The organism is Aeromonas sp. 3P (assembly GCF_051919745.1).
Classification (GTDB): Bacteria; Pseudomonadota; Gammaproteobacteria; order Enterobacterales; family Aeromonadaceae; genus Aeromonas; species Aeromonas veronii.
Genome location: NZ_JBQBED010000001.1, coordinates 1621724 through 1633812 on the forward strand (window position 1 = coordinate 1621724; position 12089 = coordinate 1633812).

Here is a 12089-nt window from a genome sequence, read left to right on the forward strand (position 1 = left end):
TCCTTGTCTATCAGCCTTCGGCGGCCTGAATGGCGCGGTCGAGATCGGCGGGGTTGAGGTCGGCCTGCCGGAAAGCGGGATCCGATGGCAGGGCCAGATTGAGGTGACGCACCACAGAAAGTCGCAGGGTGCCGTGGGCCATGGTGTAGTCGAGCAGATGACCGCCCCCCTTGCGATCGGCGGTGATCATGTGCTCGTGAAAGCCCGCTACATTAACTCCCTGCACGAACGGCGGGCAGCGAAAGCCCACCAGAGTTCCCGCCACCGCGGCAAAGCGGAACAGCGGCTGCTGTTCGATGGCTTCCAGCATGGGACGATAAGGGGGCTCCTGACGCGGCACGGTTCGTACCTTGGCCGTTTCAAACTGGCCGTCGAGGCGCAGGGCGACGAAGACGTTGTCGGATCCCACCAGCCGATCCACCCACTGGTGGATCTCGTCACGGCTGAGGGGGTGATCGAAGCGACGCTCCAGACAGGGGCGAAAATGGGTCATCACCGCAAAGGGGGTCTTCTGATCGGCGCGGGCGGGCCGGGCCGAGCCATCGGAGCGCAACTGGTGGATCTGGCGCTCGAAGGCGATCAGCTCGCCATCGAGGTGATTGAAGGTGCCGAGGCCAAAGTCGCCGTGGCGCAGCAGCTCGCTCATGGTGGTCTCCCCTTCGTAGACCCCCGCCAGCAGGGCGCTCATCAGGGAACTCTGGTAGATCTCGCCACCGTCATGCTGCCTGCGCCAGCGGGAAAACTGCTGGCTCACTTCGAGGGCACAGCTGCACCCGGCACTGTCAGATGTTGCAATATGTTCCATTCGGGTTTCACCTCCACCGTGAATCCTGTTAGCGTTCGGATCCAATGGTGACTTGGTTCACATTTCAACACCAATACGCTGATCCCATGACTTTGAGACTCAATCGATATGGAACTTCGTACGCTCCGCTACTTCATGGCCGTTGTTGAAAAGCAGAATTTCACCCGCGCAGCCGAATCACTCAATATGGCCCAGCCGCCCCTGAGCCAGCAGATCCGCAAGCTGGAGGAGACCCTGGGCACCCCTCTGCTGCGCCGTTTGACCCGCAGTGTCGAACTGACCGAGGCGGGCGAGAGCCTCTATCGGGATGCGGCGCAGATCCTGGCGCTGGCCGATGCGGCAAAACTGAAGGTAAAGCGGATTGCCCGGGGCGAGCAGGGGGCACTGCGGATCGGCTTTGCCGGTTCCACCGTGCTCCACCCCGCGGTGCTGACCCTGCTGCACGACTATCGGGAGCGCTACCCCGAGGTAGCCCTCAGCCCGCAGGAGGGCACCATGCCGGCACTGGTGGAGGCGCTACGCAACGATCGGCTGGATGCCGCCATCTTGCGGCTGCCCTGCCGGGGTAGCGAGGGCTTTGCCCATCACCTTATCGAGCAGGAGCCGCTGCTGATCGCCCTGCCGACCAGCCACCCCAAAGCCAAGCCGGGCCCCTTGTCACTGGCCAGCCTGAAGGACGAGAGTTTTATTCTGTTTCCCCACGCCATCGGGCCCGGGCTCTATGACGGAATAGTGGGTCTCTGCCGGGAGGCGGGGTTCGAGCCGATACTGGGGCCCGAATGCCCGCAGGTGATCTCTACCGTCGGCATGGTGCAGGCGGGCTTTGGCGTAACCCTGGTGCCCAGCTCGGTGGCGGCGCTGCGCCCGCTCGGGGTCAGTTACCACCCCATTGAGGGCAACGGCATGATGACCAGCATCAGTCTGGCAACACGGCCACACCCAAGCAGTGCCGTGCTGCGGCACTTTATCGCCCAGATCCGTGCCGCCCAGATACAACAAGGCCTCCCGAAGGAGGCCCTGTTGAACAAGCTTGAACCGGCCTGATGACCAGCTTGCCTGATGCGACTGCTTATTTGACGGTACTGCTTATTTGACAGTCACTCGGGCAAACTTGCGCTTGCCGACCTGGTAGACGGCGGTACCGGCACCGATGAGTGCCTTGCCATCTTCCAGCTTCTCGCCATCCACCTTGACCGCGCCCTGCTTGATCATCCGCAGCGCTTCGGAGGTGGTGGCCACCAGATCGGCCTCTTTCAGCAGGTTGGCAATGGCCAGACCTTCGCCTTCCAGTGCCAGCTCGATTTCCGGCATTTCGTCCGGAATGGCGTTCTTGGAGAAGCGCTGGGTGAAATCTTCATGGGCCGCTTCAGCCGCCGCTTCGTCGTGATAACGGGCAATGATCTCTTTGGCCAGCCAGATCTTCACGTCGCGCGGATTGAGAGTACCGGCAGCGATACCTGCCTTGAACTCTTCGATTTCAGCCAGCGGACGGAAGGAGAGCAGCTCGTAGTAGTTCCACATCAGATCGTCGGTGATGGACATGATCTTGCCGAACATCTCGCCCGGAGCGTCGTGGACGCCGATGTAGTTGCCTGCGGACTTGGACATCTTCTTGACGCCATCCAGACCCACCAGCAGCGGCATCATCAGCACGCACTGGGTCGCCATGCCGGCATCTTTTTGCAGCTCTCGGCCCATCAGCAGGTTGAACTTCTGGTCGGTACCACCCAGCTCAACGTCCGCCTTCAGCGCGACCGAGTCATAGCCTTGCAGCAGCGGATAGAGGAATTCGTGAATCGCGATGGATTGGCCGCCGGTGTAGCGCTTTTTGAAGTCGTCGCGCTCCATCATGCGGGCCACGGTCTGCTTGGCCGCCAGCTTGATCATGCCGGTCGCACCCAGCTCGCTCAGCCAGGTCGAGTTGTACTCGATGCGGGTCTTGGCCGGGTCGAGGATCTTGAACGCCTGCTCGGCATAGGTGAGGGCGTTGTGCTTGATGGCCTCTTCGGAGAGCGGCGGACGGGTGGCATTCTTGCCGGAGGGGTCACCCACCATGGCAGTGAAGTCACCGATCAGCAGGATCACTTCATGGCCCAGATCCTGGAAGGTCTTCAGCTTGTTGAGGATCACGGTATGACCCAGGTGAATGTCGGGGGCGGTCGGGTCCATGCCCAACTTGATGCGCAGCGGGCGCCCTTCCTTCAACTTGGCGACAAGTTCTTCTTCAACCAGAATTTCTTCCGCTCCGCGCTTGATCTCGGCTAGCGCCACCTCGAGCTGGGACATTTTTTGACTCTCCATCACGATTCCACAGGGCCAAACATATTACTGGAATGGCGGGCCAATTGGAAAGGCTGTAAAATCCGTCCATTCTGCCCGACTTCATCTGCTTCTCATGGTTATTTGGCACGCCTTCAACGCACTCCCCCACTGGCACCGCAAGATGGTGCTGATCTTGAGCATCATGATCATGATGCTGGCTGCCTGGCCCAGCGAACAGGCAGTAGCAACACGGGTCGATGAAAACGGCAACGAAATTGCCCTGCGGGAATCGGCGAACGACAACGCACTGAACGATGAGCTGTCGGCCGAGGCCGCCCAGCCCGTTACCCCGCCCAAGCCGCGCTATATCACCAAGCAGGTGAAGGTACGCCGTGGCGACAACATGGGAGTCATCTTCCAGCGCATTGGCCTGAGCACCACGGATCTGCACCTGATCGATCAGCTCGAGGGCAGCGATCCCCTGCGGATGCTGCAACCTGGGCAGGAGCTCACCTTCAAGCTCACCGAGAACGGCGAGCTACACAGCCTCTATTACCCCCACAGTCTGGAGCAGGCGCTCAAGGTGAGCCGCAAGGAGGAGACCTTTGTCGCCCGCAACGTCAAAATCGCCCTCGACACCCGCGAACAGGTAAGCAAAGGGGAGATCCGCTCCAGCTTCTGGGGCGCCGCGGTGGATGCGGGGATGACCGAAGATCAGATCATGGACTTGGCCGCCATCTTCGGCTGGGACATCGACTTTGCCCAGGACTTGCAGCCGGGGGACAGCTTCCGGGTGGTCTATGAAGACAAGTTCCGCGACGACGAGCGGGTCGCCTCCGGCGATATTCTGGCGGCGGAGTTCGTCAACCAGGGCACCGCCTACCGCGCCGTGCTCAATGAAGATGGCAACTACTACACCCCGGAAGGGAAGGCGATGCGCAAGAGCTTCCTGCGCGCGCCGGTCAACTTCAAATACATCAGCTCCAACTTCAACCCGCGCCGCCTCCATCCGGTGACCGGCAAGATCCGCCCCCATAACGGCATCGACTATGTGGCGCCGGTGGGTACCCCCATCATGGCGGCGGGCTCCGGCAGCGTTGTGGCTGCCGGTTACAACCAGTTCAACGGCAACTACGTCTTTATCAAGCATGCCGGCAACTATGTGACCAAGTACCTGCACCTCTCCAAGCGCACCGTCAACAAGGGACAGCGGGTGAAGCAGGGACAGACCATCGGCACTCTGGGTGGCACCGGTCGCGTCACCGGCCCGCACCTGCACTACGAATTCGTGGTGGGCGGCATTCACAAGAACCCGCGCACCCTCACCCTGCCGCAGGCAGAGACCCTGAGCGGACGCGAGCTGGCCAACTTCAAAAAGCTGGCGATGCCGCAACTGGCCAAGCTCGACAACCCCGAGCTGCAGCTGGCCCAGAACAAGCGGGATAGTCGCGGCAACTAAGTCATCAGGGCTGGCAGGGTGAAGGCCCTGCCAGCCCATTTTATTGAGCTCGCGCCAGGTGACAAGATTGAAATGAGTCCACCTTCAGACATAAGATGAGATGGATCACCGGGAGCGGCATGTGGCACTGAAGCAAGGGCTTATCTATCCTGTCTCTCTCACTCTTTTTCCGGTCCGCATTGAGGATGCAACATGGTTGAGCGTTATATCGGTCTGATGTCAAAGACCACGCCATGTGGCATGGGATGAAAGCCGTTCCCCTCTTCACCCTCTCTGCACACCGTATTTTCGAACAGCAATGTAAGGAGACACCATGGCTGAGCGCTATATCGGTCTGATGTCGGGAACCAGCATGGACGGCATTGATGCCGTGCTGGTGATGATCGCCGGGGATGAACTGCGGGTCGAAGCGGCGCTTTGTCACCCCTGGCCGCAAGAGACCGCCCGCACGCTGCATGCCCTCTGCACCCCGGGCGACAACGAAATCGACCGCATGGGGGTGGCCGATAATCTGGTGGCGCGAGAGTTTGCCGCCGCCACCCACGCGCTGCTGGCCAAGGCGAAGCTTGAGCCCAAAGATATTCGCGCCATCGGCAGCCACGGCCAGACCATCCGCCACCGTCCCCAGCTCGGCTTTACCCTGCAGATCGGCAATGCCGCCCTGCTGGCCGCCCTGACCGGCATCGACGTTATCGCCGATTTTCGCACCATGGATATGGCCCTCGGCGGTCAGGGGGCGCCGCTGGTGCCCGCCTTCCATCAGGCACTGTTTGCCAAGCCCGGCGCCCTGCGGGTGGTACTGAACCTCGGCGGCATCGCCAATATCTCGGTGCTGCCGGGCAATCCGGGCGGTGTATATGGTTTTGATACCGGCACGGCCAACACCCTGCTCGATGGCTGGTATCGCCGCCATCAGCCCCACGGCGGCAGCTATGACGCCGGTGGCAAATGGGCCGCCAGTGGCAAGCCCATCCCGGCCCTGCTGGAAAAACTGCTGGCTCACCCCTACTTCGCAACCCCCGCCCCCAAGAGCACCGGACGGGAGATGTTTACCCTCGATTGGCTCGATGGGGAGCTGGCAGGCACTTCATACGCCCCCGTGGATGTGCAGCGCACCCTGCAGGCGCTCACCTGCCACAGCATCGCCCGCCAACTGCCCGCCCGGCCAGAGTCAGTCGGTACCAGCCAGCCGAAAGCCGAGCTGTTTGTCTGCGGCGGCGGCGCCCATAACGCTCCCTTGCTGAAGGAGCTGGCCAGCCTGCTGCCTGCATGGCGCATCGCCAGCACAGCCGAGCTGGGCCTTGCCCCCGACTGGGTTGAAGGCGCTGCCTTTGCCTGGCTGGCCATGTGCTTTGTTCACCGCAAGCCGGGCAACCTGCCCGCCGTCACCGGCGCCAGCCGTTCGGCTGTGCTGGGGGCACTTTATCCCGCCTGAGTGATGACAAGGGGGCTGCGGATCAGTGTGCCCCCTTGAACAGACGCACAACCTGTTGCCGGATCGGTGCAAACAGCGGGGGCTTTGGCGGCTCCAGATTGATATGGCGCCGCCCGGCACGGGTTTCACAGCGAAGCAGATTCTGGATGTAGTGGTGGTGGGAGCGATGGATCAGCTGTGAGGCCTGATACGCCCACTGTCTGGGCACGCCCCACAGGGTGCTGGCAATCGCCCCGACGATGCAGAAGAAAGCGGGCTCCTGAATTCCCATCCGGCTGGCGTTCTCCAGCGCCTCCTTGAGCGAATTGGAGTGAGCAATACAGGTCATGATATTGACCATGAAGGCGTCGTAATCATCCTCCCCACCCTTGCCAACGCGCACCGTCAGGGTCGCCGCGGGCTGATAACCAAACTGATGGCCGATATTTTCCAACACTGTATTCCGCTGGCGGATCACCTTGCCATAAAACATCAGCATCACCATGCAGTCGATCGCCTTGCACAGCGCCTCGTAGTGGGGATGACTCTTCTTGGGACGCGGCGCCGTAGCGAGGGCCAGCTCTTCAGAGATAGCCAGCAGGCCCACAGGTACGGCGGTGCTGACAAACGAGAGATCAATCGACAGCTCCAGCCCATCCTCCCCTTCCATGCGGGCCACAATCACATGTTCGCCAAACAGCCGACGCTGGCGCTCGATAAAAGCGCCAAAGACCAGATCACGAAACTGCTTTTGCGGATAAGGGGTATCGAGCAGGCTCTCGATGGTCATGATGGCGGCGGATACCCGGCCGCGCAGTCGGTAATCGGCAGGAATGGGAAAGCTCTTTCCCAGGCGAGGAGGTAACCGCTGCCCAGATGTTTGACAATACATATCGCCCAGAACGAAACCCAGCATAAATCCTCCACAGTCAGGTAATGATGATCGCGACGCGATCTCGTTTGCCAATCCTGGGCAATGGCCTGCCGGTGCTTCGATGCTCTCCGTCAGGGCTCCTTGATTACCTTATTAATCATACGATTAATAGCGAGTGAAAAAAGCGACCTGACTCGCAATCACGCCACTAATTAACAGTTTCATCAAGAAACCATAAAAAGCGGTCGATAAATCCATTTTTTGACACATTTCCCTTTAAAAACAGCACATTGAACTTTATTCCTGCGAAATCATCTGAACTGTTCCCGAGCCCTGAAAACCATCCCAATCATCACAACCAGCCACAGATAAGAGGGAGATCAGACAAAGCCACAAAAAGTGGAGAAAGCGATGAGGCGGGGCAACCCCACCCATCGGAGGATGCAACCGGCGTGAAGATAAGCGGATTGCCACCACCGCCCCTCATCCAGCACCACAGCTCCCGCACACCGTCACGCCAACGCCAACGCCAATGCCAATGCCATGCTCCCCACTCCTGTGCAGCAGGGGCAGATCCGCCGTGCAAATTCATGGCATAGAATTTTATGGCGTTAATAACAGATCCCGGCTGCCAGCAAGGCGTCATCGAGTATGCCGGAATAATCATTTACAGAGAGGAATGCAAAAGCCGTGAATTATATTCCAGAGGTATCTTTAATAATGTTGATATGCATATTCAAGGGAATTTTCATAGCCCCTTAAAAAAGCTGGAAACAGATATCCATGCACCATAATATGCATTATTTGCACATCGGCGAATAATATTAACCCTTTATTCACACGCCAATATCCCGAAGAGGGGGAGAGCAAACCCAGTCAGGGCAAGGCTGTCCGCCGGTTCGGCACCATTTGTGCACAAATTGGCTCCTATTTCGGGTGAATTGAATAGCAATATGATTAAATTTGCGCCCATTGAGCCATCTCATAGAAATGTAATCAGCGGTTTGCAACCCCTGATAGCCACTCATAGAATCGCAGCGTCTGAAATATCTACCCTGTCCTCTCCTCCCTTATTCCTCTCAGTAATTGAGTGGATCACAAATAATAACCGGGGATGCCGTCGCTGGCGCAGTGGCCGTGGCGCACAACAAGATGGGGTAAACCTGTACCTGAATGAACAACAAATATTAAAAAGAGGCATATCTATGAGTGGCACCATCATCAAGTCAGCAAGAAATACCCCCCATGCACCCCAGGATCTGGGCCCCAGCACCCAAACGGTGGCGTTTTCTCATTACAACAATATCTCCGCCCAGCTGCCGGTCGATCCCGCCACCGGCAAGATGGTGAGTGGCGATGTCACCGCGCAGGCCAGACAGTGCCTGAGCAACCTCAAGGCAATCATCGAGAGCATCGGCCATGTGATGGACGATATGGTCAAAGCGACCATCTTCCTGAAAGAGATGGCGGATCTGGAGGCGGTCAACGCCGTCTATCGCGAATTCTTCCCGGGCTATCTGCCGACCCGCACCACCCTCGCCGTCGCCGCCCTGCCGCTAGGCGCGCTGGTGCAGATCGATGCCATCATCTCCAACGGCGAAGGCACCTTCCCGCAAGATCCTTGCCCGCTGGTGAAGCTCGCCCGCAACAGTGACAAGGCGCCGCACAATCAGTTCTCCACCCATACCGTGGCCTTCTCCCACTACAACAATATCGGCGCCCAGCTGCCGGTCGATGCGGCCTCTGGCCAGCTGGTTGCCGGTGGCATCACGGAGCAGGCGGGCCAGTGCCTGCGCAATATCAAGGCGGTGCTGGAGAGCATCGACGTGCCGTTTGACGATATCGTCAAGGTCACCGTCTATCTGACCGATCTGGCAGATCTGGAGGCCGTCAACGAGGTCTACACCACCTTCTTCCCCGACTCCGCCATCGCCCGCGCCGTGGCCTATCTGCCCGCCCGCTCGGTAGTCAGTGCCGCCGCTCTGCCCATGGGGGCACGGGTGCAGATGGATGCGGTCATCTCCCACGGTGACGGCACCCCGCCGCAACTGGTGGAAGATCGTCACAATCTGGTGATCCGTGCCCGCAATACCGACAAAGCGCCGAGAAGCCCGCTGCACACCCAGACCGTCGCCTTCTCCCACTACAACCATCTCTCTGCGCAGTTGCCGATAGACCCCGCCACCGGCAAGATCCTGGCTGGCTGCATCAAGGAGCAGACCGCCCAGTGCCTGAGCAATATCAAAGCGATTGTGGAGAGCATCGGCCATGTGATGGACGATATCGTCAAGGTCAATATCCAGCTCGCCAATATCGCGGATCTGGATGCGGTCAACGCCGTCTACACCAAATATTTCCCGGGTTATCTGCCTGCCCGCACCGTAATCGGGGTCAGTGAACTTCCCGCCGGTGCTCTGGTGCAAATTGATGCGGTGATGTCCAACGCCGAAAGTACCCCGCCGCAGGTGTAATGTTGTGGTAAATAAAAAAAGAGACCGGCTGATGGCCGGTCTCTTTTTACATGCCAGACAAAGGGATAGCCCCTCAGCCCTCGATATCGCGGTTCCTGATCGCCACTCTGACCGCCTCTGCGGTAGTGGCCACCCCCAGTCGACGGCGAGCACTTCGCAGATGGTTCTCGACCGTGCGCACCGAAAGCTTCAGGGTGGTGGCGATATCGGCATGGCGCCAACCCCGGGAGACCCACTCCAGCACTTCGCGCTCGCGCCCAGTGAGGCCACGCTCGTGACCCGCTACCGGCATCTCCATCAGGCGACGGGCAGCATGAAAAGCCGCCGCCGCGATCAGTGCAAGGCCAACCCTAGCGGGAGTGCTGGCATCAATCTGATCGCCGCCAAAGCTCATCGCCCCTTCCAGTCCCAATGGCCCATAGACGGGTACCTGCAAGCCATGTCGGCCCGGCCCCTCAGGCTGGCGAACGATACGGTACTGCTCGCCAGCGGCGCTATGGGTCTTGCTCCAGAAGAAGGGCTGGTCTCGCTCCCTGATATGCATCGCCATCGGGCACTCGCGCATATAGGCATGCAGGTCGACCGCCTCGCCGCTCTCCAGCCACTCCCCCTCCAGCCAGTAGAGGTGCTCGACCACTCCCTCCTCGCTGGCACTGATGGAGAAGAGCGCAAAGCGGTGATATCCCAGCGGGGTGGCGAAGGCGCGCACCAGTTGCTGGATCTCCTCCAGCCGCTGACACCCTTCCAGCGCCACCGCGACCTGCAGCGCATTCGCTGGCGATGACGACAACCTCATCGCTTGGCAACCGCCTCCAGCAAGGTGGTGGCGGCCAGCTTACCGAGGTTATTGCCCGCCAGCGGGCTGTCACCGGTCAGCAGATTGCGATCCCGGCACACTTCTCCCGAGATGCCGTTGTTGACGATCTCGAAGCCAATCTCTTTGAGCTTCTCGCCAAACTTCCAGGTGAGGTGGCCCGGCATATAGCCAATTGCCGGGGTCTGGGCATCCAGCTCATCGGGGAAAGCGCAGATCTTGTAGCCCGCGAAGGTCTCTGGATTGGCCACCGCCAGCAGCGCAGCAGGCCCGTGACAGAGGGAGATGATGAAGCGATCGTTGGCCATCGCCCACTCCAGCAGCGCTTTCACCTCGGCACTCTCCGGCAACCCCATCAGGGCGCCGTGGCCGCCGGGAATAAAGACGCCGATATAGTCCGAGTCGGCGGCCAGCGCCTCTTTCAGCAGGTCGGCCAGCTTGGCCGGTTGGCGGAACTGCGCCTGATATTTGCCATAGAGCCCCAGCACCTCTTCATCTTCGCCGGGCATGGCCCACCACTCGAACTTGACCGGATTGCCGGAGAGGGTGGCCACGTCAAAAGCAAAGCCCGCCTTGTCGAGGTGATACATGGGCAACAGGGTTTCGACCGGATGGTTGCCGGTGGAAAACAGGGTACCGTTGTCGGTGGGCAGATAACGCTCATCGGCCCCGATCAGCAGGATCTTCCAGCGCCCCTCCCGATAGGGTGCGGGATAGTCAGCCCCGGCAAGGTCAGATTTGCGCGAGGTGAACTGGCTCAGGGAGTAGGGCGATGGGAAGAAGGCATTCTGCTCTGCCGGATCCGGGGTCGGTTGTTTATCGTCAACAAGCATATCGGTCATGGGTCAGGCTCCAGTAGTGGTGGACTCGGTCTCACAGTATTGACTGTCAGAGACCAAGTAAATGAGGGTTTTCCCTCAACCGCCATGACTATGGCAAGAGGTGTGACCACGCTGCGACAAAACCTGAACAGAATCCCCGCCAGACTTAGGCCATCGCGGCAAATGCCCTGACGATGGCATCCATGACGGCCCTGACCCGCGCGGCATGCTGCACATCCTGATGGGTCACCAGCCACACATCGTAGGATTGCTGTAACTGCCGCTCGGGCCAGACCCGCACCAACCCGGCTTGCTCGGCGAGCGGAACCGCCACCTCGCCAAGTCCCAGCCCCATCAACAGGGCCTGACGCAGCATCAGGCTGGTATTGACCCCCGCGGCGACCGTGGCCCCCTCGGCCGCCTCTTCGAGCATCATTGGCGAGCGAGCGCTCTGCCAGTGGGGCTCATACACCACCAGCGAATGGCCCGCAAAACCGGTGCCCGCTTCGGGAATGCCATGGCGAGCCAGATAGTCGGCGGAGGCATACAACCCGACCGGCCAGGAGGCCAGCTTGCGAATAATCAGGTCGGGATTGTCCGGCTTCACCGTCCGGATCGCGATATCCGCTTCCCGCAGGGACAGATTGACCACCTGGGTCGAGGTATTGAGGATGACCCTGATATCGGGATAACGCTGATGCAGCTCGGTCAGAGCCGGTATCAGGAAATCCATCCCCAGGGTGTCTGTGGTCGCCACGCTGACCTCCCCAACCAGGCGGTTGTCGACCCCTTGCGCCGCCCGCACAAAATCAATGGCCGCCAGCTCCATCTGCTGGGCGCTGGCCAGCACTATCTCTCCGACATGGGTCAGCACATACCCTTTGGATGTGCGGAGAAACAGCGTGGCCGCCAGACGATGCTCCAGTGCGGAAATCCGTCTGCCAATGGTGGCCTGATCGACCCCGACCACACGGGCGGCGCCCCTCAGGCTCCCTTCCCGATGCAACGCCAGAAAAATTTTCGCATCATCCCAGTTCATCACGACTCCCGATTGAAATGCATTTTTGCATTACAGGTGAGGGATAATACTGCGTTTATTCATCAGCAATCTCCACTATCTTGGTGCTCATCCCATCCGGGGAACCTCATATCACCTCGTTACAAGGAGC

General features: G+C 59.9%; 10 protein-coding genes. 4 read left to right on the top strand and 6 right to left on the bottom strand.

Going from position 1 to position 12089, the window contains the following annotated elements:
* Nucleotides 1–10: 10 nt before the first annotated feature.
* A complete protein-coding gene (gene budA / locus ACTG19_RS07190; RefSeq protein ID WP_005338506.1) occupies nt 11–805 on the bottom strand; it encodes an acetolactate decarboxylase in 795 nt (264 codons plus the stop codon).
* 108 nt (nt 806–913) lie between these two features.
* Here budA and ACTG19_RS07195 point away from each other — a divergent pair, with 108 nt between their 5' ends.
* Entirely contained in the window at nt 914–1849 is a 936-nt protein-coding gene (locus ACTG19_RS07195; RefSeq protein ID WP_113738965.1) for a LysR family transcriptional regulator, read from the top strand.
* Nucleotides 1850–1891: 42 nt separating this feature from the next.
* Here ACTG19_RS07195 and tyrS read toward each other — a convergent pair whose 3' ends face one another.
* Nucleotides 1892–3091 (bottom strand): tyrosine--tRNA ligase, encoded by a 1200-nt coding sequence (gene tyrS / locus ACTG19_RS07200; protein WP_005347884.1) that lies wholly within the window; start codon nt 3089–3091, stop codon nt 1892–1894.
* Nucleotides 3092–3200: 109 nt separating this feature from the next.
* On the opposite strand from tyrS, the gene ACTG19_RS07205 reads away from it, so the two are divergent.
* Both ACTG19_RS07205 and ACTG19_RS07210 read left to right on the top strand, forming a co-directional pair.
* Entirely contained in the window at nt 3201–4526 is a 1326-nt protein-coding gene (locus ACTG19_RS07205; RefSeq protein ID WP_439988926.1) for a peptidoglycan DD-metalloendopeptidase family protein, read from the top strand.
* A 313-nt stretch (nt 4527–4839) separates the two neighbouring features.
* Complete coding sequence (locus tag ACTG19_RS07210) at nt 4840–5961, top strand: anhydro-N-acetylmuramic acid kinase (RefSeq protein WP_439988927.1); 1122 nt, start codon at nt 4840–4842, stop codon at nt 5959–5961.
* A gap of 22 nt (nt 5962–5983) precedes the next feature.
* On the opposite strand, the gene ACTG19_RS07215 is transcribed toward ACTG19_RS07210, so the two are convergent.
* A complete protein-coding gene (locus ACTG19_RS07215) occupies nt 5984–6856 on the bottom strand; it encodes a hypothetical protein (RefSeq protein WP_113738966.1) in 873 nt (290 codons plus the stop codon).
* Between the two features lie 1163 nt (nt 6857–8019).
* Here ACTG19_RS07215 and ACTG19_RS07220 point away from each other — a divergent pair.
* Nucleotides 8020–9285 (top strand): RidA family protein, encoded by a 1266-nt coding sequence (locus ACTG19_RS07220; RefSeq protein WP_113738967.1) that lies wholly within the window; start codon nt 8020–8022, stop codon nt 9283–9285.
* Between the two features lie 73 nt (nt 9286–9358).
* Here the strand turns inward: ACTG19_RS07220 and ACTG19_RS07225 are convergent, their stop codons facing one another.
* The 3 genes from ACTG19_RS07225 to ACTG19_RS07235 all read right to left on the bottom strand — a co-directional run bounded on the left by ACTG19_RS07225 (nt 9359) and on the right by ACTG19_RS07235 (nt 11959).
* A complete protein-coding gene (locus ACTG19_RS07225; RefSeq protein ID WP_113738968.1) occupies nt 9359–10081 on the bottom strand; it encodes a PA1136 family autoinducer-binding transcriptional regulator in 723 nt (240 codons plus the stop codon).
* Nucleotides 10078–10941, bottom strand: coding sequence for a glyoxalase III HchA (gene hchA / locus ACTG19_RS07230; protein ID WP_041208110.1), 864 nt, complete (start codon nt 10939–10941; stop codon nt 10078–10080). The genes ACTG19_RS07225 and hchA overlap by 4 nt, the downstream gene beginning before the upstream one ends.
* A gap of 145 nt (nt 10942–11086) precedes the next feature.
* Nucleotides 11087–11959, bottom strand: coding sequence for a LysR family transcriptional regulator (locus ACTG19_RS07235; RefSeq protein ID WP_201989750.1), 873 nt, complete (start codon nt 11957–11959; stop codon nt 11087–11089).
* Nucleotides 11960–12089: the final 130 nt, after the last annotated feature.